This is a genomic window from Arthrobacter sp. zg-Y1219 (genome assembly GCF_030125545.1).
Lineage (GTDB): Bacteria > Actinomycetota > Actinomycetes > Actinomycetales > Micrococcaceae > Arthrobacter_B.
This window is the reverse complement of record NZ_JASKLY010000005.1, coordinates 86,671-111,219: the sequence shown is the minus strand read 5'-3', so window position 1 is coordinate 111,219 and position 24,549 is coordinate 86,671. Positions and strand designations below refer to the sequence as shown.

Annotated in this window: 13 protein-coding genes; 12 read left to right on the top strand and 1 reads right to left on the bottom strand. The window is 62.2% G+C overall.

Annotated features, from left to right (window positions below; translation table 11 throughout):
• Window positions 1-106: 106 nt before the first annotated feature.
• The 11 genes from QNO00_RS03460 (at window position 107) to QNO00_RS03410 (ending at window position 21,663) form a co-directional block, all read left to right on the top strand.
• Window positions 107-1,309 (top strand): glycosyltransferase family 4 protein, encoded by a 1,203-nt coding sequence (locus QNO00_RS03460; protein ID WP_284023638.1) that lies wholly within the window; start codon window positions 107-109, stop codon window positions 1,307-1,309.
• Entirely contained in the window at window positions 1,306-3,075 is a 1,770-nt protein-coding gene (locus tag QNO00_RS03455; RefSeq protein WP_284023637.1) for a glycosyltransferase family 4 protein, read from the top strand. The genes QNO00_RS03460 and QNO00_RS03455 overlap by 4 nt, the downstream gene beginning before the upstream one ends.
• Entirely contained in the window at window positions 3,075-3,962 is an 888-nt protein-coding gene (locus QNO00_RS03450) for an ABC transporter permease (RefSeq protein ID WP_284023636.1), read from the top strand. The genes QNO00_RS03455 and QNO00_RS03450 overlap by 1 nt, the downstream gene beginning before the upstream one ends.
• Window positions 3,949-4,848, top strand: a complete 900-nt coding sequence (locus QNO00_RS03445; RefSeq protein WP_284023635.1) for an ABC transporter ATP-binding protein — start codon at window positions 3,949-3,951, stop codon at window positions 4,846-4,848. The genes QNO00_RS03450 and QNO00_RS03445 overlap by 14 nt, the downstream gene beginning before the upstream one ends.
• A complete protein-coding gene (locus QNO00_RS03440) occupies window positions 4,849-6,756 on the top strand; it encodes a glycosyltransferase family protein (RefSeq protein WP_284023634.1) in 1,908 nt (635 codons plus the stop codon).
• Window positions 6,737-8,029: a UDP-N-acetyl-D-mannosamine dehydrogenase gene (gene wecC, locus QNO00_RS03435; protein ID WP_284023633.1), complete on the top strand. Its 1,293-nt coding sequence runs from the start codon at window positions 6,737-6,739 to the stop codon at window positions 8,027-8,029. The genes QNO00_RS03440 and wecC overlap by 20 nt, the downstream gene beginning before the upstream one ends.
• Window positions 8,026-11,151, top strand: a complete 3,126-nt coding sequence (locus QNO00_RS03430; RefSeq protein ID WP_284023632.1) for a bifunctional glycosyltransferase/CDP-glycerol:glycerophosphate glycerophosphotransferase — start codon at window positions 8,026-8,028, stop codon at window positions 11,149-11,151. Before wecC ends, QNO00_RS03430 begins: the two co-directional genes overlap by 4 nt.
• Complete coding sequence (locus QNO00_RS03425; RefSeq protein WP_284023631.1) at window positions 11,144-13,897, top strand: bifunctional glycosyltransferase/CDP-glycerol:glycerophosphate glycerophosphotransferase; 2,754 nt, start codon at window positions 11,144-11,146, stop codon at window positions 13,895-13,897. The genes QNO00_RS03430 and QNO00_RS03425 overlap by 8 nt, the downstream gene beginning before the upstream one ends.
• A complete protein-coding gene (locus QNO00_RS03420; protein ID WP_284023630.1) occupies window positions 13,894-16,881 on the top strand; it encodes a CDP-glycerol glycerophosphotransferase family protein in 2,988 nt (995 codons plus the stop codon). The genes QNO00_RS03425 and QNO00_RS03420 overlap by 4 nt, the downstream gene beginning before the upstream one ends.
• 255 nt (window positions 16,882-17,136) lie before the next feature.
• Window positions 17,137-17,853 (top strand): phosphocholine cytidylyltransferase family protein, encoded by a 717-nt coding sequence (locus QNO00_RS03415; RefSeq protein WP_229965319.1) that lies wholly within the window; start codon window positions 17,137-17,139, stop codon window positions 17,851-17,853.
• Window positions 17,854-17,991: 138 nt separating this feature from the next.
• Window positions 17,992-21,663, top strand: a complete 3,672-nt coding sequence (locus tag QNO00_RS03410; protein WP_284023629.1) for a CDP-glycerol glycerophosphotransferase family protein — start codon at window positions 17,992-17,994, stop codon at window positions 21,661-21,663.
• A gap of 370 nt (window positions 21,664-22,033) precedes the next feature.
• Here the strand turns inward: QNO00_RS03410 and QNO00_RS03405 are convergent, their stop codons facing one another.
• A complete protein-coding gene (locus QNO00_RS03405; protein ID WP_284023628.1) occupies window positions 22,034-23,560 on the bottom strand; it encodes a glycosyltransferase in 1,527 nt (508 codons plus the stop codon).
• A 76-nt stretch (window positions 23,561-23,636) separates the two neighbouring features.
• Here QNO00_RS03405 and QNO00_RS03400 point away from each other — a divergent pair, with 76 nt between their 5' ends.
• Window positions 23,637-24,434, top strand: a complete 798-nt coding sequence (locus QNO00_RS03400; protein ID WP_284023627.1) for an acyltransferase — start codon at window positions 23,637-23,639, stop codon at window positions 24,432-24,434.
• Window positions 24,435-24,549 lie beyond the last annotated feature (115 nt).

Genomic DNA, 24,549 nt, shown 5'->3' with positions numbered 1-24,549 from the left:
GCGGAACTTCGACAAGACCGCTTTGAACAGATAACGGAACCGAGCGGTAGACTGGCTCGGTCCTAATAAGATGTGCGGCTTGCCGCGCCATGCCGGGGGGAAGTTCTTGCGAGTTCTGTTGCTCATCCATTCCTACTCGCCTGAGCACAGCCCGCCGCAGCGGCGGTGGACGCAGATCATCCGTTCCTTCCGGCAGCAGGGCTGGAACGTCGACGTCGTCGCTCCCGTAGCCCACGCGCCGCACGGACGGCGCACCTTGCCAAAGTCCGACGCCGGCCGGGCCTTCCGCCGCGATACCGGCGTTTACGGAGAACAGATTCGGCGGGTGCCCTACCTGTGGCACCGCACCACCCGGCTGGGACGCCTCGCCGATCATCTGGTATCGGCAGCCTGCAGCATCCCGGCAGCGCTTCTGGGCCCGAAGCCGGACGCAGTGATTGTCACCGTCCCCAGCCTCCCCATTCTCGGCGCCGGATACGCGGCAGCCCGCCTGCTGCGGCGGCCCCTGGTGGTGGACATGCGGGATGCCTGGCCGGACATCGCACGGGATGCCCGCCTGGTTCCCGGCAGCGCCAAGGGCATTGCCGAGCGCATTATCATCGCCATCCAGGACCGCGCGGACCTGGTCGTCACCGTCACCTACGGCTTTGCGCAGACGCTGAGGGACCGGGGCCTGGGCAACGTGGCGACCGTCAGCAACGGAGTTGACGTTTCAGTCCGGGAGCTGCTCCAGCCGCCGCCGGAACACTCGGAGTTCCTCAACGTGCTCTACCTGGGCAACCACGGCGAGAGCCAGCGCCTGGACGTCGTGATCCGTGCCGCCGCACTGGCCAAAGACTGCGTCCGGCTGCACATGGTGGGACACGGCGTCCAGCGCCGGGACCTCATGGCCCTCGCGAAGGAACTGGAGGCGCCGGTGGTTTTCCACGATCCGGCGGTGGGCGCCGAGGTGATGGAGCACTACCGGCAGGCGGACACCTGCGTGGTGTCGCTGCGGGATGACTGGAAATCCTTTGAAACCACCATTCCATCCAAAACCTATGAAGTCCTCGCCGTGGGCCGGCACGTCACCGGGATTGTGCTCGGTGAAGCCCGCAAGATTATTGAAGAAGCAGGTGCCGGCGACGTCGTGTCGGCGCATCCCGAGAAGGTCGCCGAGCTGTGGCGGCAACTGGCGGCAGACCGGACGAAGCTCCTGACCGGAACCGCGGGACGGGACTGGGTGCATGACAATGCCAATGTGGACGCCCTGGCCAAGGCCTACGCCGAACTGCTGACCACGCTGGTGGACGGGGTCCCCACCCCGTGAAGCGCCCGCTGAACCACACTCGGAAGCACCCCGGTACGCTCCTGCGGAACCTTCGCCTTGCCGGCGGAACCGCCGTCGAGCACTTCGGCGACGATCCGGTGGTGCTGGCCCTGCAAATCTCCCGCCGCCTGCCGCCCCGCCTGCTCCGGCCGCTGCTGGACGCCGCCGCGCAGCTCCCGGGCCACGGGACCGTGGCTTCGCTCGAAGCGCTGCTCCGCGGCGACAAGGACCGGCTGGCAGCCAACCTGCGCACCTGCGCCTCGGGCAACGGCTCGACCGGCAGCCGGCTGCGGATGGCGGACCTGGCAACGGCCGCCGGCCTGCCGGAGCTGGCCGCCGAGCTGCTGGCAGGGATTCCGCCCGCAACCGGCGGACGCCGGGGAACGGCCGCCCGGCTGAACTGGTACAACGGCGACATGGACGGTGCCATCCGCGTCCTGGACGGCGGCTCGTCCCGGGAACGCGCGCAGCAGCGCAGGCTTGCCGCGGAAGCGCGGGTCTTCGCCGGCTGGCAGCCCCAGCTGGCACCGGTGCCCGGATACCGGGCCGAACCCCGCACCGTGCTCCACGTCCTGACAAATTCACTGCCGCACACCCAGAGCGGTTACGCGCAGCGCACGCACTCCATCCTGAAGGCCCAGCGGGATCTCGGCTGGAACGTACATGCGGTGACCCGGCTGGGCTACCCGGTGCAGGTGGGAAAGCTGGCGGCAGCGGACACCGACGTCATCGACGGCGTGGAATACCACCGGCTGCTTCCGGCCCGCATGCCGTTCGGCCTGGACCGCCGGCTGCAGCGCCAAGCCGAGGACATGCTGGACCTGGCCCTCACCGTGCGGCCCGCAGTGCTGCACACCACCACCCACTTCACCAACGGGCTGGTCACGGCCGCGGTGGCGGAAGCACTCGGAATTCCCTGGGTCTACGAGGTCCGCGGACAGCTGGCCGACACCTGGGCTTCCACCCGGTCCGACGACGCCCGCGGCAGCCAGCGCTACCTCAACTTCAAGGCCTCCGAAGCCCGCGTCATGAACCGCGCGTCGCTGGTGCCGACCCTGGGCACGGTCATGGCCGAGGAAATCACGGCTTCCGGGGTGGACCCCGCCAAGCTTGTCCTGCTGCCCAATGCGGTGGGGGAGTACTACCTCAACGAACCCCTGTCCCCGCGCGACGCGCGGCTGAAGCTGGGACTGCCCGGGGACGGGCAGATTATCGGAACCGTGAGCAGTCTGGTTAACTATGAAGGCTTGGATGACCTGCTGCGGGCCTTTGCGCTGCTCGCGCCGAAGCATCCGCAGCTGACCTGCCTCATCGCCGGCGACGGCTCGTCCGCACCCGGACTGAAGGCCCTCGCGGCCGAGCTGGGCATAAACGGCAGGGTCTTGTTCCCGGGCCGGGTATCCCGCGAGAGCGCACATTTGTATCATCAGGCACTCGATCTGTTCGTGGTGCCCCGGAAGGATCTGAACGTGACACGAGCGGTTACCCCGCTGAAACCCGTCGAGGCCATGGCCTGCTGCACCCCCGTGGTGGCCAGCAGCCTGCCGGCGCTTCGGGAATTGGTGAACGACGGCGTCAACGGCACCCTGGTGCCGGCGGAAAATCCGGAGGCCCTCGCGGACTCACTGGACCGGCTGCTGGCGGACCCGGACCTGCGGGCCCGGCTGGGCGCCAACGGGCGCGCGCATGTACTGGCCACCCGGACCTGGCAGGCCAATGCGGCGCTCTGCCTGGAAAAGTACGCCTCGCTGACGGTTGCCGCCTGATGGCCCCGGCGAAAGCGGCCGCCCGGGCCGACGTCCAGGTGAAACCCGTGTCCGTGGATGTCCGGGGACTGCAGCGCGTGGGTGCCCGCCCCGGCTTCGTGGACTACGCCATCTCGGTGTGGAACTACCGCGAGTTCGTGTTTTATGACGCCAAGGCCCGGGTGCAGAGCGGAAACCGCAGGGACCGGCTGGGCAGCATGTGGCTGATCCTCAACCCGGTGCTGAACGGGCTCACCTACTTCCTGATCTTCGGGCTGCTGCTCGGCACCGGCGGCGGGATTGAGAATTTCATCGGCTACCTGGTCATCGGGATCTTCCTGTTCCAGTACAGCTCCCGCGCCATCACCAACGGCGGCCGCTCCATCCAGCAGAACAGGGCCGTGATCCAGGCCTTCAGCTTTCCGAGGGCAACGCTGCCCATTGCGGTGAACCTGCGCGAGCTGCTGGCCAACATCCCGGTGTTCATCGTGATGGTGCTGATTGTCCTGGTGATCCCGCCCACCGAGGAAATCTCCTGGCTGGGGCTGCTGATCATTCCGGCCCTGGTGCTGCAGAGCATCTTCAACCTGGGCGTGGGCCTGATCCTGGCCCGCGTCATTTCCAAGGTCAACGACGTCGTCCATCTGCTGAGCTTCGCGCTGCGGGCCTGGATGTACGCCTCCGCCGTGTTCTATTCCTACGAAAGATTCATCGATCAGCCGGTCCTGCTGGAGATCGTCAAGCTGAATCCTCTGTTCAACGTGCTGGACATTGTCCGCGACGTCCTGCTCTACAACACGGTGCCGGACTGGCAGTCCTGGGCCATCCTCGGCTGCTGGTCCCTCGGCGCGCTGGCCGTCGGCGCCGTCTACTTCTGGCGGGCGGAGGAATCCTATGGACGCGGTTAAGGATATGGAATACCTCCAGGAGGATCCCTGCATCGTCATCGACGAAGTGAGCATGCGCTACCGTGTCCCGTCGAGCGAGGCACCGGCTGCCGACGACGGAACCAGCGGATCCGGGAGGCTCCTGCGCCGGGTGCTCGCCAAACCCAACCTGGTGACCGTGAACGCGCTGAACCCCATGTCGCTGGTGGCGGTCCGGGGCGAGTCGATCGGCATCGTGGGCCGCAACGGCTCCGGCAAGAGCACGCTCATGAAGCTCATCAGCGGACAGGTCAAGCCCACCAGGGGCGCCGTTTATGCCGTGAGCACTCCGGTCATGCTGGGCGTCAACGCCGCACTGGTTCCCGAACTCTCCGGCGACCACAACGTGGTGCTGGGCTGCCTGGCGATGGGCCTGACCCGCGCCCAGATCGCCGAAAAGTTCGATGAAATTGTTGAGCTCTCCGGTTTGGAAAAGGCCATCCACCTGCCGATGCGCTCCTACTCCTCGGGAATGGCCTCCCGGCTCCGGTTCGCCATCGCCGCCAGCATCGATCCGGAAATCCTTCTGATTGACGAGGCGCTCAACACCGGTGACGCCCAGTTCGCTGACCGCAGCAAGAAACGCATGGATGAACTGCGGGAAAAGGCAGGCTGCGTGTTCCTCGTGAGCCACAGCCTGGACACCATCCTGGAGATGTGCACCCGCGTGGTCTGGATGGACAAGGGGGACCTGCTCATGGACGGCGAGCCCAAGGCCGTCGTCAAGGCCTACAAGGACTTCACCCGGGAGCTCTCCAAGGGCAACAACATCACGGCAGCAAAGATGCGGGCCACCGCCATGGAAGCCCTCACCGTGACCCGGGTCATGGAACGGTCCAGCGGGCGCCGCAGCTCGAAGGCACAGTAAATGCGCGTGCTCAACGACCTCCGCACCGGCCTCTGGCACCTCCGGGCCGGCGGCCCCGCCCAGGTCCGGGACTGGAAGATCCGCAGCCGCGCCGAACGCGGATTCGCTGATCCCGCCAATGCCCGCGGCGTCGAGGCGGGATGGATCGGCCGGGGAGCCAACCGGCGGCTGTCCATTCCCGCGGCAACGCTGCCGCCGCCGTCCCCCCGCCGGAGCGACCTCACGGTCGGCGTGATTTTGGACGAGTTCTCCGCCATGGCCTTTGCCTATGAGTGGAACACCGTCGCCCTGGACCCCGCCGCCTGGCAGCGGCAACTGACGGACTCGGGGGCGGAGCTCGTCTTCATTGAATCCGCGTGGGCCGGCAACAACCGGCTTTGGCGCGGAAAGCTCGCCGGCCCCGCAGGTCCGGCCCCCGAACTGGTGCAGCTGCTGCAGTGGTGCCGCGAACAGGGCATTCCCACGGTCTTTTGGAACAAGGAAGACCCGCCCCATTACCAGGACTTCCTGCCCGCGGCGGCGCTCTTCGACCACGTCTTCACTTCCGACGTGCGCCGCGTGCCGTTCTACCGGCAGGACCTGGGCCACGAGAACGTCGCGGTCCTTCCCTTCGCGGCGCAGCCCGCCATCCACAATCCCGTTCGGCCGCGGCACGGCCGCCATTCCCGGGACATTGCCTTTGCCGGCATGTACTTTGCGCACAAGTATCCGGAGCGCCGGGAGCAGATGGACCTGCTGCTGGGCGGAGCCATGGACGCCTCGGCGAAACTCCCCACCGGGTTGGAAATCTTCTCCCGGAAGCTGGGCGGCGACTCGAACTACCAGTTCCCCGCACCGCTGGACTCCCGCGTGGTCGGCTCGCTGAGCTATCCGCAGATGCTCTCCGCGTACAAAGCGTACAAAGTGTTCCTGAACGTCAATTCGGTGGTGGACTCCCCGAGCATGTGCGCCCGGCGGATCTTTGAAATCAGTGCCGCCGGCACTCCCGTGGTCAGCACGCCCAGCGACGCCGTGGCACAGTTCTTCGCTCCGACGGAAGTTCCGGTGGCACGCACCCGGGAGGAAGCGGCGGCGCTGAGCCGCGGCCTGGCGAGCAACCCGGAGTACAACGACCGCACCGTCCACCGGGCCCAGCGCCGCATCTGGGAGCAGCACACCTACGCGCACCGGGCCGAAACGGTCCTCGCGGCCGCGCTTCCGGCCCGCACCCGGCCGCTGCAACGGCCCACCGTCTCGGCCCTGGTGCCGACCATCCGCCCGCACCAGCTGGAGAGCGTGTTCCGCACGCTCGCCCGCCAGGAGGGCGTCGACGTCGAGCTGGTGCTCCTCACCCACGGTTTCGACCTGGAACCGGGTCAGCTGGAGCGGCTCCAGGCCGCGCACGGACTGGCCAAGGTGCAGCTGCTGGCCGCCGGCCGCGACGTGTCCCTGGGGGAGTGCCTGAACCGGTGCGCCGCCGCCGCGACCGGAGACGTAGTGGCCAAAATGGACGACGACGACCACTACGGTCCTCACTACCTCAGCGACCAGCTCCACGCCCTCGCGTATTCGGGAGCCGACATTGTGGGCAAGCAGGCGCACTACATGCACCTGCGCAGCTCCAACGCGACGGTGCTGCGCTTCGGCCACCGGGAGCACCGGTACACGGACTTCGTCATGGGGCCCACCATTGTTGCCCGCCGGAGCCTGGTCCTGGAGCTGCCCTTCCCCGCACTGGGACTGGGCGAGGACACAGGCTTCCTGCGCCAGGCCGCCGCGGCGGGCAAGCGCATCTACTCCACAGACCGCTTCAACTATTTTCAGGTCCGGGAAGCAACCGGGCATACTTGGCAGATCGACGACGCCACCCTGGTGGCGTCCGGCGACCTGAGATTTTATGGGGGACCACGTGAACACACAGACCTATAGCGCCGGCGAAGCAGCAACGGACATCGCCACCGTCGCGGTCGTCGGACTCGGCTACATCGGCCTGCCCACCGCCGCCATCCTGGCCGGCAAGGGCCTGAAGGTGGTGGGTGTTGACGTCAATAACTACACGGTCGAAGCGGTCAACGAGGGCCGGGTGCCCTTCGTCGAACCCGATCTGGGGGTCCACGTGGCCGGCGCCGTGAGCCAGGGCTACCTGAGGGCGCAGACCGCCATGCCGGAAGCCGACGCCTACATTGTTGCGGTGCCGACGCCCTTCAGGGACGACAAGACAGCAGACCTGATGTACGTCGAGCAGGCGGCCCGGAGCATTGCCGCCCGGATCCGTCCCGGCAACCTGGTCATCCTGGAGTCCACCTCACCCCCCGGCACCACGCGGCGGATGGCCGACGTCATTCTGGAGCTGCGCCCTGACCTGGCTGCGAACGCCAACGGCGGCAGCGACGCCGTCCTGTTCGCCCACTGCCCGGAGCGGGTCTTGCCCGGCCGGATCATGATCGAACTGGTCACCAACGACCGCATCATCGGCGGACTGACGCCGCAGGCGGCGACTGCGGCCGCGGGCCTGTACAGCACCTTCTGCCAGGGCAGCATCCACCTCACCGACGCAGCCACCGCTGAGATGGCGAAACTGGTGGAGAACGCGTACCGCGACGTGAACATTGCGTTCGCCAATGAGCTGTCGGTCATCAGCGACAACCTCGGCATCGACGTGTGGAACCTGATCGAGCTGGCCAACCACCATCCGCGCGTGAACATCCTGCAGCCCGGCCCCGGCGTGGGCGGCCACTGCATCGCCGTCGACCCGTGGTTCATTGTGTCCGCCGACCCGGAGAATTCCCGCCTGATCCGCACGGCCCGGGAGGTCAACGACGCCAAGCCCGGCCACGTGATCGCCGAGGTGGAGGCCGCCGTGGCAGGCATCGAGTCGCCGGTCATCGCGACCCTCGGACTGGCCTTCAAGGCGAACATTGACGACACCCGGGAATCTCCCGCGGTGGAAATCGTCCGCCGGCTGGCCGTCGCAAACCCGAATGCCCGGATTCTGGTGGGACGCTCGTTCCTCGGATCCACGCTGCCCAAGGAACTCGACCCGCTGCCCAACGTCACCTCGGTGGTGACCGACGACGCCGTAGCTGCCGCCGACGCCGTCGTCCTCCTCGTGGACCACGACTCCTTCCGGGAAATCCGCCCCGAGCAGCTGGCCGGGAAGGCAGTCATCGACACGAGGGGATTCTGGCGCGCCTCGGCATGAACAGGATTGCCAAACGGATTGCCAGCGCCGGAGCGGACCTGCATCCGGCGCTGAAGGCACGAATCCGCCGCACAGTAGGCCGCACCCGCCAGCCCGGCGGCGAACTGCTGAGCGTCGTGGTGCCCATGTACAACGTGGCGCCGTACCTGGAGCGCTGCCTCACCAGTCTGGTGAACCAAAGCTACACGAACCTCGAAATCCTTATTGTTGACGACGGCTCCACCGACGGGTCAGTGGCAATGGCCGCCAAATACGCCCGGTACGATTCGCGGATCCGCCTCATCAAGCTGCCGCACGGCGGCAACGGGCTGGCCCGGAACACCGGCATCGCCGCAGCCCGCGGCGAGTTCCTCACCTTCGCCGACGCCGACGACGTCGTACCCGGCAACGCCTACGCGCTGATGATGGCGACGCTGGCCGAGACCGGATCCGATTTCTGCGTGGGATCGTACGGCAGGATCCGGGGCGGCAAAAAGACTCCGGTCCGCCAGGCGGAGCGCATCCACGCGAAGCCGCGCACCGGGATCACCGTATCCGATCATCGGACCGTCATCGACGACGTGTTCCTGTGGAACAAGGTCTTCCACCGGACGTTCTGGGACCGGCACGTGGGCGCCATGCCGGAGGGCATCCGCTACGAGGACCAGGAAACCACCGCCCGGGCCTACCTGCGCGCCGGAGCCTTCGACGTGCTGCCGGCAGTGGTCTATTGGTGGCGGATCCGCGAAGACGGCTCCTCGATCACCCAGGCGAAATACCTGCTCGAGGACCTGCAGGACCGGCTGTCCGTGGCCCGCGATGTCACGGCACTCTTTGAAACCGAAGCGCCGCCGGCGGTCCGGGAGCACTGGTACCGGCGGCTGCTGGGATCGGATCTGATCCCCTACATCGAGCAGGTGCCGGACGCCGCCGAAGACTTCTGGCAGCTGCTTCGCGACGGTGTCCGGAAGCTCTACGCCGCCGGACAGCAGCACCTTGGATCCATTGATCCGCAGGCGCGCGTCCTGCTGCAGCTGACCGCCGACGGCCGGCGGGAGGACATCCGGCGTGCCGTGGTGGACCGGATCAACAACGGCACGGCCAGCCCGCTCGTCTTCGACGGCGGCCGCATTTTCGCCGAACCGCCCCTTCTCCGCGTCCTCGGCGGCCCCGTGGACCGCGCGCTCCTGGAGGTTTCCCCGGAGGACCTGGACTTGGTGGCCGCGCTGGATCCGCCGGTGACGGTGAACGACGGCGGCGCCATCGTTCACGGATATGCCTACCTGCGCAACGTCGACCTGCGCCGCACCGCGGTGAGCCTCACCGCCGGCGTTCCCGGGCCGTCCGGCTTCCAGCCGCTGGACCTTCAGCGCCGGACCGATCCGGAACTCGATGTCATCTCCGGTGACCGGAACTGCAGCTACGCCCACTCCGGGTTCAGCCTCCGCCTCGAAACGTCGCTGCCGCCCGAGCTGATCCTGCGCGCGGAGGTGGACGGTCACCGCGTGGAACGGACGGTTCCTGTGCCCGCACCCGAACCTGCCCGCAGCGGCCCGGCACCCCGCGTCTCGTCCGCCGGACCGGCCGTCACGGCGTTCGCGGCCGTGCCGGGGGCCGATGTCCTGGAGCTGGAACTGGCTGCTGCCCCGGCGGCAGCGGGCTACGCCCTGGTCACCGCACGCTTCCGCATCCCTGCCAGCGACATCACCCCGCTGCCCGACGGCTGGCTCCGGCTGCGGTTCCCGCTGGCCGCCTCGCGGTGGGGGAGGGAACGGCCGGCGCCTCCGTCGGGCTCCTACACGTTGCGCTGGCGCGCCGGCGGAGGAGAAGCCGGGCCGCAGGACCCTGCCGTTTCCGTGGCCGAAGGTACGGCCGGGCACTTCACCGGCACCCTGCTGCCCTCGGCGCGCGTGCGTGCACTGCGGACGGCCGCCGGTGCCATGGCCGTCAGCATCGCGGCCCCGCTGGCCGACACCGAGACCGGCACCTTCCACCAGTACCGGCTGCGACGCGAGGTGTTCGGCGCCGATGCAGCGCCTCCGGCGCTCACCCCCGGCATCTTCTTTGAGAGTTTTGGCGGGAAGAGCTGCACCGACAGTCCCCGGGCCATCTCCGACTACCTTGCCGCCACCGGTTTCGACGAACCGCTGTACTGGTCGGTGGCGGATCTCTCCGTCGCCGTGCCGGACTATGCGGTGCCGCTGCTGCAGGGGTCTGCGCTCTGGTACGAGAAACTCGCGTCCACCCGGCTGCTGGTGAACAACAACAATTTCCCCTGGTACTTCCGCAAGTCCCCGGGCCAGTTCTACCTGCAGACCTGGCACGGAACGCCGCTGAAGAAGATCGGCCTGGACGTACCGCAGCGGGCACTGTCCCTGTCCTACCGGGACCTGATGGCACGGGAGGCGCAATGGTGGGACCTGCTCCTGGCGCAGAATGACTTCTCCGCCGCCACGTTGCCGGCAGCCCTGGGCTACACCGGAGAGGTGCTCACCGCGGGGTATCCGCGCAACGATGCCCTGCACCGGCCCGGCACCCGCGACCGGGTGCGCGGCCTGCTCGGCATTCCGGCGGACCAGAAGGTGCTGCTGTACGCGCCCACCTGGCGCGACGCGGTGCGGGATGACGCCGGCCGCTCGGACTGGGTCGGGTTCCTGGATGTTGCCGAAGCTGCCCGGCTGCTGGGGCCGGGCTGGACCTTCCTGATCCGCGGCCATCACAATGTCGCCGGCCAGCGGCGGGTCGAGGAGCATCCCGCCGCTATTGACGTGACGGACTATCCGGAGGTCAACGACCTCTACCTGGCCTCGGATGCCCTGGTGACTGACTATTCCTCGGCGATGTTCGACTACGCGGTGCTGAAGCAGCCAATCCTTCTGCTGGCGCCCGACATGGATGAGTACAAACGGTCGCGGGGGCTGTATCTGGACCTGGCCGAGGTTCTGCCCGGTGCGCCGAGGGCCTCGAACACCGCTGAGCTTACTGACGCGCTGAGTCGCCGGTTGACGGGACCCGACCCCGGGGCTGCCGACTTTGCGCACCGTTTTGCCTCCGCCGATCTGGGCACTTCGTCGGGGGCAGCGGCCGCTGCACTGCTGACCGCCGCTCCTCAACTAAACGCAACTGGAGACCACCGTGGCTAAGGGCCAATTTTCCCTTGTAGTGGCGCTGTACAACGTGGCTGACTACGTGCCGACGTTCCTGAAGTCCCTCGAGATCCAAAGCTACCCGGTGAACGACTTGGACATCGTTGTCATCGATGACGGGTCCACCGACGAGTCGGCAGGGCTGGTTGCGCAATGGGCAGAACGGCGACCCAACGTCCGGCTGGTCCGCAAAACCAACGGAGGCCCCGGCTCCGCCCGCAACGCCGCGCTGGATCTGGTCCGAAACTCTTGGGTAACGTTCTGCGACCCCGACGACGCTTTCCATCCGCACTATTTCGAGCGGATTGCGGACTTCTTAGCCCGCGACACCCAGCAGTCGGCGCAGATGCTCACGGGACGGCTCGTCCAGTTCAACGACTCGTCGCTGCAGACATCGCAGGGCCACCTGCTGAACCGGAAGTTCCGAAGCGGTGACCTGCTGGTGGACCTTGACCTGAACCCGGAATACATCCACATGCACGGGCCCACAACCTTCCTCCGCAGGGAAGTCCTGGAAGCCCATCATCTGCGCTTCGACGAACGCATCCGCCCCAAGTTCGAGGACGCGAACCTCATCGGCCGCTATCTGGCAGTGGTGGACCGTCCGGTTGTCGGGCTCGTGGCATCGGCCAGCTACTATTACCGCCGGCAGCGCCAGGGCGGCACATCGCTGGTGCAGGGGGCGTGGAGCGATCCCCGAGCCTACAGCGACCTACCCGAACACGGCTGGCTGGGAATGCTGCAGGCTGTGCGCGAAAGCGCAGGCCGGGTTCCGCATTGGGCCCAATACCTGGTCCTCTACGACCTGGTTTGGTTCTACATCGACGACAAGCGGATGCACAGCGACACCGGCTCCGCCACACCGGAACAGCAGGCCACCATGCACCGCCTGCTGGAGCACATCATCGCGCTGATCGACCAGGAGGTCATCGACACCTTCAGCGTGGTCAGCCAGGGCTGGCTCTTCCACAACATTCTTCGCTCCCACTACAAGGGCCTCCGCGATGCTGACCCGATGGTCGTGGAAGGGACCACCGATCCGACGCAGCAGGTCACCACTTACCACTACCTTTACCAGGATGGCCTGCCGCAGGAAGAGTTCGTGGTGAACGGTGCCCCTCAGGCTCCGGTGTCAGCGAAGGTGATGGAGCACCGGGTGCTGGGCCGGGTTCTGATCCGCGAACGGATCCTTGTGCTCCCGTCCGGAGAGGAAACCCGGATCCTGATCAATGGCGCGGCAGCGACCATCACGACCGGCCGCGGAGCTCCGCTGCAGGCCGGACGCAAGCCCCTGCCCGCTTCCTACCTGCAGCTGGCATCCGGACAGGCAACACATCGCAGCACCTCCACGTCAGCGGCCGGCAGGGCTACCCGCCAGCTGGCCCGGGCCCGGGCGAGCTTCACCGTCCGGCGGGTGTTGACCGGGAGCTCGCCTTCCCGCACGGCAGCCACGGCAGCCCAACGGATCCTCCACCGGCAGCTCACAGCCGCCAAAGCGAAACAGCGTTCAGCGGCAGACCGGGCCCTGATCCGGCAGGCGCACACGGAGCAGGTCCGCGCGCGGTACAAAGACGCTTGGCTGCTCATGGACCGGATCGACCGTGCCGACGACAACGCCGAGCACCTTTACCGGTACCTCCTGAAGCACCGGCCGGACATCAACGCTTTTTTTGTGATCGAGGAGGACTGCCCGGACTGGCACCGGCTGCAGGCGGAAGGGTTCCGGCTGGTTCCCTACGGCTCGGACGAGTCGGTGCTCCTGGTCCTGAACGCTTCCTACAAGCTGTCGTCGCATGCCAACTGGAACGTCGAGTTCCCGGTGAGCCGCGAACGATTCGGCGACGGCGAGGCCAAGTTTGTCTACCTCCAGCACGGTGTCATCAAGGACGACATGTCCCGCTGGATCAACGGCAAGAACATCGCGGTGATGGTCACTACCACCCAGGGCGAACACGAATCCATCGCCGGAGACAACAGCGTGTACCGGCTTTCGGGCCACGAGGCCAAGCTCGTCGGGCTGCCCCGCTACGATGCCCTGCGCGCTGCCGCGCTCGCCGCTCCGGCGGAAGAACGCCGCAATATCCTGATCGCACCGACCTGGCGTCAATACGTAAAAAAGGTCATCGAAGTCTGCGAAACACCCGCAGAGGCGGCGGTGGCTTTCGAAGCGACCGACTTCGGCGCTAACTGGATGGCGTTGCTGCGCTCAGCGGAATTGAAGGAGCTGAGCGTCAACTCCGGGCTGAGCGTGGTCTTCATGCCCCACCCGGAGTTTGAGTTCGTGGTGCCGTACCTGGATCTGCCGGAATATGTGCAGCCCGCCAGGTACCGCGATGTCAGCGTGCAGGAAGAACTGACCAAGGCTCACACGATGATCACCGATCATTCCTCCATCGCCTTCGACGCCGCCTACTCTGGCAGCAACGTCATTTACATGCAGTTTGACGGCGACGAGATCTTCCGAGGCAAGCATGTGTACCGCAAGGGATACTTCGACTACGAGCTGCACGGTTTCGGCCCCGTGACGCCGGATGGGGACGGCGCGTTGCAGGAACTGAAAAGGATTGTGGCCGGTGGCTCGGTCCGTGAGCAGCTGTACGAGGAGCGGGTGCGGGGGACGTTCCCGTTCTGGGATTCGCGGTCCTGTGAGCGGATTACTGTGGCCGTGGAGAATCTGGGGCGCCCGTGGAACCAGCAGTATTCCCTCGAAGCGCTGCCGGACGAAACTGGTCACACCAAGTGAAGAGCGCAGGATGGCTCAAGCGGGGCGTCAAGGGACTGCAGCAGTTGACGGGGCCGGTGCCCCGGAAGTCAGCGACACCCGGGAAGCCTGCACCGGCAGTGTGGGTGGCGCCCGAAGTGGAGCCCGTGCCGCTTCCGGATCCGGATCCCGGGGTGCTGCGCCGCTGGCTGGAGGGGGTGGCGGCTGCCGCTGCCGCCGTGCAGGCTGAAGCTCCGGAAGCTGATGCCCGGCAGTGGTACGGGCAGCGTCTCGCAGACCTGGGATCCCAGGTGGAATACGTCCAGCACAGCGGCCAGGACCAGTTTGATGATCTGCAGAAGTTTGTTTCAGGAGTGCTGCAAGGCGCCACCGGGCAGGAGATCCTTCGGACACTCGGCGTCCATCAGCGGGTCCTGCTTTCGCTGATTGCGGAAGGTCGGCGCAGCGACGTTCTCCTGGTGCTCGCGGATCTGCAGGACAACGGGCGAAGCTATCCCACCGAAGGAGCACCGCGGTCAGCTGGCCGCCGAGTTGCCGTGCCGCCGTATCTGGCGCGGCTAAGCGAACCAGTTGACCCTGGAGTGCTCAGTTTGTCCGCGGTTGATTGGCCGCTGTCCGCGCGGGTGACACGCTTCGTCTGGACCGATGACGGCCTCCTCAAAATTGAAGGCTGGGCCTATCTCTCCGGGATGGATCCCGCGGACTGCGTCCTGGAGGTAGGGCTGCGGCACTCCGGTTCAGATGCCGCAGCAGCGCTCGCCGTCCGCAGGGGCCAGGACCCCCGCATCGATATCGCTGCGGCGGACCGTTGGCGGTCCTACGCCGGGGCGGCGTTCACCGCAGCGGTTGATCCGCGTGCCTTGCCTGGTCTGCAACCCGCTTCCGGCGGGGCCACTGAATGGGCGGTGCAGGTGACCCTTCAATCCGGGGATATCTCCGTATCCGATGTGATCCGGGTCCGGGACTCGGATACGCTTCCGCGGCGGTTACCGGTCGGGCCGCTCTTCGGTGAGCGCAGGCGCATCATCGGGCTGATGGACGGCACCGAAGGCCTGCGGCTTAAGGCCGTCCGCTACTCGTGCGTGGCAGCCTCCGTCGAGGTAGCGGGAAGCATGGTGACGGTCGGCTTCGAGGGGTCGGGAGGGGCGGTGCCGGCTGCGCTCTTCCTGGACGTCCCGGGCGAGCCGCAGGTGGAGTTCCGCCCCACTGATGCCGCCGGGGCCTTGTTTGCCGTGGATCTGGCGTCCGTCTGCAGCACTGTGAGAGGTGCTGCGGAGAAACGCTGGACCATCAAGGCATTTCTGCCCAACGGCAGGACGGAGCCGGTGGGTTGGGCCGGGGCGGGAGCCGATCTTGTCGCGGTGTCAGAAGCGGCTGCCGCGCTGCGCGCCGAATGCACCGGCTACGGGTACCTGCAGTTGTCGCTGCGCCCGGAGCGTGTGACGTTGAGCCGGGCCGAGATGCACCGCGACGGCACCACGCTAAGCCTGGAAGGACATCTGGCCCGCATCCCTGGATGCCCGGATCCGGTGCTTCCGGAATTCTTGCTGACGACTGCGCGCAACGAAGTCCGCCCGACCTCCACCCGCTGGCTGGATGAGACGGGCCTTTTCCGCATCGAGTTCCCCCTGATTCAGGACAAATGGGGGCACGGCGAGTCTGCGCTGGAGTCGGGGCACTACCGGGTGCTTCGCGTTTTGACCGGGGAAAGCGGAGGTTTTCAGACGGCCCGGGTGCCCGCCCTCGGACAGCTGCTCGGGGAACTGCCCGCTCAGATGCCGCACGAACTAATGAGCGTGGAACTGGCGGGGGAGGGGAACGAACAGGATCTGGTCCTGCGGGTGTCCGCACCCCGGGCGGCAGCAGAACGGACCGCGCGCAACTGCCACCTGCTGATTTCCGAGTATTCCCGGACCAGGGAGGAGTCCGTGGACTTGGGGAGCGTGCTCTTTGAGACCTTCGACGGCAAATCCTGTTCGGACAGCGGCCGGGCGATCAGCGACGTTCTCGGCGACCGGATACCCGGCCTGCAGCGCTACTGGACCGTCGCGGACTTCTCAGTTCCGGTTCCGGCAAACTGCGCGCCGGTGCTGCGGGAAAGTCCGGAGTGGTTCCGGCTGCTCGCCACCGCCGGTTACCTGGTGAACAACAACAACTTTCCGCACTATTTCCGGAAGCGCCCGGGGCAGTTCTACATCCAGACGTGGCACGGAACTCCGCTCAAGCGCATCGGCTCTGACACTCCGGTGACCGGCACGACCGCTTCCTACCGAGCGCTCATCAAACGTGAAGCGGCTGCCTGGGACATGCTGCTCTCGCCGAGCGGATTCGCCGCGGATACCTTGGAGTCAGCCTTCGGGTACCGGGGGGAGCCGGCTATTTTTGGATATCCCCGCAATGACGCCCTGGCAGCGGACACAGCAGCCGGACGCCGGGAGGAAAGCCGCAGGCTGCTGGGCATTGCCGAGGACTGCAAGGTTCTTCTCTACATGCCAACCTGGCGTGACAACGGATCCGCAGCGGATCCTTACCTCGACTTCGACGCGGCCGCAGAGCAGCTGGGCCCGGGATACGTGCTGCTCTACCGCGGACACCATAAGATCGCAGGCCGGAGGAAGACCACCGGGCAGAACCGCTACATCGACGTGACCACTCATCCCGAGGTCAACGATCTCTATCTGGCGGCTGACCTCCTAGTGACCGACTATTCGTCGGCCATGTTCGATTTCGGTGTAACCGCAAAACCGATGTACTTCCTGACCCCGGACCTGGCCCGCTACCGCGATTCCGAACGCGGCTTCTATTTTGATTTTGAGGCGCAGGCTCCGGGCCCCATGGCAGCGTGTACGGACGAGTTGGTGGCGGCAGTTCTGGCGGAGGAAGCGAACGCGGAACCCTATGCCAGCCGCTACAGGGATTTCGTACGCCGGTACGCACCTCTGGACGACGGTGCTGCCGCAATTCGCGTGGTCGAAGCCGTCTGGAGCGGGCAACCAACCTGGTAGCAAGCGGTTTTGCCTGGAAGGACAGGCAATCAGGCATTCTTGACCCGCACTGAAACGAAGCACGCAGTACGCTAATAAATTAGCCCTAGATGTACAAAACGTGAATTTCTCTATAACGATCATGGTTGATACGCTGGCTGGGGGGTAAGCATGGTATATCGATGTTGATGATTTGGCCTTGGCGCACCAAGATGGCATCTAATGCCCATCTTCCAGCTTGTTCCCGCTCCTTACTACCTGGACGACAGGAACAAAATGACTTTACAGACCGTGATTCTCGCAGCAGGCATGGGTACTAGGTTGGCGCGACCGCACCCAAAGCCACTCACACCCCTGGATGATGGACGAACCATCATGACTCAGCAAGTGGATAACCTCAAGGCCGCCTTCGGGGAAGAGTTGCGGTTGACTATTGTGGTCGGCTATAAGCTCGAGCAAATCATGGAGCATATGCCGGATGCTTCGTTTGTTTACAATGAAGCTTTTGATCAGACAAATACTTCGAAGAGTTTGCTGAAAGCGTTGAAAAACTCTCACGACGGCGGCGTGCTGTGGATGAACGGCGATGTTGTTTTTGACCCCGAGATGCTGGAATACCTCCGTGACTCGATCAAAGCGGATAAGTCCTTCATCGCTGTGGATACTTCCTCCGTGTCCGATGAGGAAGTTAAATATACTGTTGGCGAAGACGGATTCATAAACAACCTGTCTAAGAAAACCCAGAATGCCCTGGGGGAAGCAATTGGGATTAACTACGTGTCGTCTGCCGATAAGGACGTTCTTATCGCACGTCTAACTGAAGTCGATGACCAGGAGTACTTCGAGGGTGGCATAGAGGCAGCTATCTCCCTCAACGGGTCGCGTTACGCACCTGTTGACATCAGTGCTTATTACGCTGTGGAAGTGGATTTCGCGGAGGATTTGGTGCGTGCCAATGAGCAAATACTGGTCGCTGCACCTCCTTCAAAGTAATCCAGTAGGGCATAACTGGCTATGCCCTAAGTCATTCGGTTCGTAATTTTCGATAGGGGAATAATGCTGGGATGGCAGGCGGCTTACGCGCATGCTCGGAAGCTCGAAAGCAAGGACGAGTGGGCCGCAGCAGTAGCTGTGTACGAACGTCTTATGCGCAGGGGCGAAGAGTCGAATGCCAAAGTAGTCTTTCGACTTGGGCATGGTTATTTTCGCCTAGATCGTCTGAATGAGGCGCTGCCCGTTCTCAGGCGGGCGGTAGAGCTTCAACCGAACAACGCAGCATGGAATTATCGTCTTGGCTTCGTACTGGAGCGTCAAAAGTCCTTCGGCGATGCTTTGCACTACTACCGAAAAGCGCTTGATCTGAGCCCGGAGCAAACAGCGTGGGTGCGGCGAGTGGAGGCATGCGAGGCAGCCATTGCACAATTACGTCTTGACGTAGTGGTCAAGAACAAGGCGGCAACCTGGCAGATGATGAGCACTCTGGAGGATGGGCTAGCAACTCACTCGGGAGACTGTCGCTGGCTGGAAAGGCTCGCTGACGCCTACTTTAAAATGGGAAAGTTTGAATCGGCAGCAGTCACTTACGCCAAGGCTTCCGCTCTTAGCCCGAAGAGCGGGGTCCTCCCCTTCAAGGCGGGCTGGGCATGGCATCTAGCGGGACGTCCTGACAAGGCTGACGAAGCGTATGTGCTCGCCGTCGCTAAAGACACAGAGCTCGGCGCTGCGACAGTTGGCATCGGTGCTTATTTCCAGGCCCGTGGTCAGTGGAAGTTGGCGGCTGACAGCTACGCAAAAACTTTGATCTCCAACCCTGAATCCGTGGAGATCCGCTACCGCCTCGGCTTAGCCCTCCAGAAAATATACGACTGGGACACGGCAGCACGTGTATTCCAGGAGGGACTCGAGCTCGACCCCTTCCAAGAACGAATGTCCTGGCGACTTGGCCTTTCATACGAGCGTCTGGGAGATCTCAAGAACGCCGAGCGCGCCTACTCCCGGATACTGGAGAGCTCCGCCAGTGCCAGTCTTTACTGGAAATATCGGCTGGGATACGTATTGCAGCTTCAAGGCCGGTACGAGGAAGCCTGCCTGGCCTTCTACCTCTCACGGGAAGACAGAGTCTCGCCCACGCCCTCTACCAGCGGCAACCCTTACCTCGAAGACGTTTTGGAAGCCGACTTGCAGGTGGGGCTCCTTTCTCAGTCGGCGGACCTTTGTTACAAGCTCGGGGTGCGTGCAGAGCAGCTGGGTTATTTTGCCATTGCTGCGACCGCATACGGCGAAGCGGTCAAGCGCACAACGGCGTATGAGCCTGAGCGGTTCTTCAGACTGGGCCGGTCCTTGATGCTGGAAGGGAAATACCGGGAGGCTTCTGCCGCGTTCATGGAGATCCGGCAGTTCAAGCGACCTCATGCCGTTGACACGACTCAGTACATGAAAAAACGGCACTTAAAACAGGCGATGGTGTACACGGAGTACATGGAAACCCTGACCATCCAGGGCTCCACGGTCTTATATGAAAGCGGCCACGGATCTGCAATAGCGGGTAGCCCGCTGCAGCTATGCAAATCCATCATTACCGACCAGCGTTTTACAGGTTTTACGCACGTCTGGGTAGTCAACGACCCGAAGAACATCCCCGCGGAGTTCCGCCGACGTGCTGATTTCGTTTTTGTGGTGAGGGACAGCGATCTTTATCTGCGATACCTCGCAACGGCAAGATACCTGATAAATGACAACACCTATCCTCCTTACTTCATCCGTCGTGATGAGCAGCAATACCTCAATACTTGGCACGGAACCCCGCTCAAAACACTTGGCCGCGATATCAAGGGCGGCGTTTTGGAGCACAAAAACGCTGCCAGGAATTTCCTTCACGCAACGCATCTTATAGCTCCCAACCAGTTTACGGCGGACTGTCTGATTGAGAAATACGACGTAGCTGGAATTTTCAGCGGGAAGCTTGCACTTACCGGTTATCCCAGAGTAGACGCGACACTAACGCCTTCAGACGCTCAAAGGACTGCCCTGCGGGAGAAACTTGGAATACCCGCTGGGAAGAAAGTCGTTCTATATGCACCGACCTGGCGCGGAACCCTGGGGGACAGAAGCCTTGATAACGAGAGACTGATTGCTGACGTCGAGGCAATGGGGGGATCAGAGGAATGGCATTTGCTCTACCGTGGCCATGCAATGACCAGTTCCCAGGCAAAGGGGAAACTGTTAGACAGGCATGCCGTCCCTGCCGCAATCGACACGAACGACCTTCTTGCTATCGTTGATGTGCTAATTACCGATTACTCCAGTATCTTCTTCGATTTCATCCCTACCGGCCGGCCAATCATCTATTACGCCTACGATTTGGACCGTTATAAGGAGGAACGAGGCCTCTACTTCGATCTGGAGTCTATGCCGGGGAGCGTCTGCCACGACATAGATACTGTTGTCGAACAACTAAACAGCCTGGTTCCCTCAGGTACTCCTGCCCACCACCGGCAGGAGTACGCAGCAGCCCAGAGGGAGTTCTGCCCACACGATGACGGTCACGCGGCAGCGCGGGTTGTTGAGTTCTTCTTTTTCGGTGACGCTGCCTGCGAAGTCCACAACGGAATGGACGAGAAGCGGAACATCTTGCTGTTCCAGGGGTCCTTTTTGCCCAATGGCATCACCACGTCCTACCTGAACCTTGTGTCCCACATCGACAGCGGGGAGAACAATGTTTACGTCGTCGTGGATCCGGAAGCGCTGGCCTCAGAACCTGCCCGGCTGGAAAAGTTTGACCAGAATCCAGACCACGTTCGGGTGCTCGCGCGTGTCGGAAGCCATGTTCTCACCCCAGAGGAACGGTGGGTCGTCGACAAGTTCAACAGCCAGTACTCCGTTGATTCTGAAGAAATGTGGGCCATAATCGACCGTGCATTCGCGCGCGAATTTCGGCGCATGTTTGGAGCATCTGCGTTTGATTCTGTTATCTGCTTCGAAGGTTATGCTCGGTTCTGGACAGCTTTGTTGGGCAACGCTCCGCTCAAAGATGCGAAAAAATCTGTCTATTTGCATAATGACATGAACAAAGAGTGGCAGAATCGGTTCCCTTACCTGGAAGGAAATTTCCGGCTGTACAAACGTTTTGATTCCCTTATCTCCGTAACGGAGAGTGTTGCTGAAGAGAACGTGAGTCAGTTGGCGGAGCGGTTTGACCTGAACCCTAATTCTTTCACCTTCTGTAATAACCTCGTAAATCCGCAGGGGACGCTCCGGCTGGCAGAGGATCCCCTGGATGCAGATATTGCGGAGTGGCTAAATAATGGTGACACGTTATTTGTGACCCTTGGGCGCCTTTCCCCCGAAAAGGGGCATGCGAAACTTATAGCAGCTTTCTCCGCTTTGGCAGCTGAGCAGCCACAAGCGAAGCTGGTCATCTTGGGTGACGGTCCGCTACTTGGCTCACTTCAGGAACTCATTACGAGGCTGGGACTTGATGGACGCGTCCTGCTTGCGGGCCGGCGCCTGAATCCCTTCGCAATCCTCAAGAGCGCCGATTGCTTTGTGTTCTCGTCTGACTATGAAGGCCAAGGCCTCGTAGTCCTAGAGGCACTAATTCTCGACCGTCCAGTGATCTCCACGGACGTGGTCGGTCCCAGGAGCGTATTGGAAGACGGTTATGGCCTTCTCGTGGAAAACAGTGAGGAAGGTCTTGCCGATGGATTCCGGAAGTTTTTCACTGGCCAGATTCCTCACCGAAAACTTGACTATGAGTTGTACCAAAAAGAAGCTTTGGATAAGTTCGCCGCGGTTGCTCTCTAACCGGGCCCGAGTTCGTCTTCGAGGCTGGGTGTCATGCTCGGTAAGCGGCATCCCCTTATGATCGGGACCGTATACGGCAGAGTTATGCCGTCAAAGGGTCGCTGTGGTTGCTAGTGGCCCGGCATTGGTGTTGGTGCCGACAAGCGGGGCCAGACCCTCGCATTCGAGTGCCACCCCAAAATAGGGTCTTGTAGTTCCAGATACCCTCCTTGAAGCCGCGTCTTGCGCTAGAATCCCTGGCTTCCGTAAGCGGAGAAGGCTCTTAGGATATAAACAGTCTCAGCCTAAGAGCCTTCTTCTTTAGTGCTGCACGGAGATAATATTGTCCTCACCCGCGGGGCAAACATCCGATGTTGAGTGCTTCAAGCGTTTAGCCCAGCGCTAATACACCGGAGCCCATGATGTTGAACAAGCTTCTCCAATCATCGATGAGACGTTGCTCGGTGAATCGCTCTGTAACTTGCCGTGCGGTGGTGCTCATATTATTTCGCAATCCGTGATCACTGAGTAGTAGAATCGCTGAATCGGCTAGTTCCGATATATTCCCTGGCGCTACAATAAATCCATCTTTCCCGTTCTGCATGATATCTGCAGGGCCATATTTGAAGCCATAACTGATAGGTACGCAGCCTTGTGCCATACTCTCGATCAGCGAAAGACAGAATCCTTCGTGGTTCGAAGTCACAAAGGACACAGCAGCACCAGCAAAAATTTTGGCCGAATCATCAGTAAATCCCATGATACGGACGGAGTCCCGTAGGCCAAGGTGCTCGATAGAGTCTACGATCTGTTGCTCATCGGGGCCGCGTCCGTAGATCTCGAAGTAAGCGGATGGGCACTTTTCCCGGATTCGCGAAAACGCATTTAGTGCGTCTATGTGTCCCTTGTTCTTATCGAACCGGCCGACCATGACAATTTTGTTTGGATCCCGCACAACAGAACGTTCAACTTTGGGGACATGGTGGGGTATTACATGCAGATTGTTGATCAGCCCGTGCTCTTTAAGCAGATCGAGACGTTGTTCCTCCGTTAACACTACCAATGCAGGAAGATCTTCGATCGAGCTTAAGAAATGTCTCTGATCCGGCCGAGTCGGACTGCCATAAGTATACGGAGAGCCATAGTGTGAAGAGTGGAAGGTAAAAATCAGCACTCCATCCAAGGCGGAGGTAACGGCAGCTAGCGCGTTTCGCCGGCGCCCATACTCGGAAATTATCGTCGGCTTACCGATATCGAGCATTACAAAATTACGCAGCCAATACTCATACATTCCATCGTAGGACGAGAAGTGAACCACTCTCCCGTCATGAAGTGTAAGGTGTCGCTGCGATGTCTCTTGGGGCTCTGACAGATAGACAGATCCGTCGGGGCGACAGTAATCTATGACCTCGGGCCTGTTAGTTGTGTGGTTCATTAGCTCGACTTTGCACGCTTGACCGGCCTCGTCAAACCATGTGCGGCGTAGACGTCGTTTACCATTGTCGGTGAGGTAGTCGATGAAGCTCACGGTTTTCGACGTCCGCATCCAAACAAATTCTCGGTAGTCGCCCTCGTATCGCCCTCTGGAAACTTCCCAGCGCTTCGTATCTGGTGTGTATACCCAGCCAGATTCTCCGATATGGGTTGGCGCAACATATTCCGTGCTGGAAGGCATGGGTTTGCGGCCAGCAAAATCTAGGTGCATCGACCGAACGTCAATCATACCTTCTGCCAACTGCCCAGCATCTTGGAGCCCGGCTATATGCCGGTCGATATCGGGGACAAACTGGTCCACGAGAATCGTGGTCTTCGTACCTTCAGCCGCAAAGGCTTGGGCACGTCGCAGAACGGACATAGCCAGGCCGGTGGGGCGGTCCGGCAGCGGGCCGAACATTGCTATAAATACTTGCTGAGTCATACAAGTAGTTTCTCATGTCGCCGTAACGAAAGCACATGTGCTTCTCTTGCGGTCGTGTGGCCGGTATTCTGTGCTGGTGGAATCAGTTATGCGACTTGCAATTTACAAAGACGACCGCGGCAACGAGATTACTTATACCGGCTTAGTCGACGAGAATATCAATATAGTTTTCAGGGGTTCGAACAACAAGCTAATTGTGTCAGCAAGCGCCAGAATAGTACTGCTTCATGTTCAGTTTGATTGCGACAACGGTCACTTTGCGATTGGAAGCAGTAAAGGTGGAGGGGTAATAAAGATACATTCTCGCGTGGGCCAGGATGCAGCGATCACTGTTGGAAATAATGTATCCATGACCGGAAATGTATACATTTCATCTGTAGAGGGTTCGTCAGTAGTCATAGGCGACGACGTCATGTTCGCTAGCGGAATACAAGTGCGTGCCGACGACGCCCATCCGATCTTTGATGTGTCGAGTGGGGAGCGTATTAACGTCACGGAAGATATTGTGATTGGTTCGCACGTATGGGTAGGTAATAATTCCTCCATTCTCGGTGGTGCGGATATCCGGGACGGATCCGTTATCGGGCTTGGCTCCGTTGTTAAAGGCAAAGTTCCAAATAACTGCATAGCCGTTGGTGCTCCAGCACGCGTTGTACGCCGGGACATTGCGTGGGAACGTCCTCATCTCTCCCTGGTTAAGCCGTTTTACAAACCGGACTCAAGCACAGTTAAAAAGTCCGCATTTTGGAATTATACCGAAGAAACCGAGAGCTTTTATGAACAAAGCACCCAGCTTCCCACGCCCTTGACTTCATCTAGCAAAAGTCTTTTTGGCAAATTGTTATCGAGGTTTGGTTACCAAAAAATCAGTTAGCATTAATTGTTGTTCAGTGGGGTGTGGCCTGAGTCAGCGAGGCATGCTGCAACTCTTTCGAACAGTCTGCTTCGCCGAGAACGGGGCAAATAGTAATCTGCGCTGGGTTCTGGGT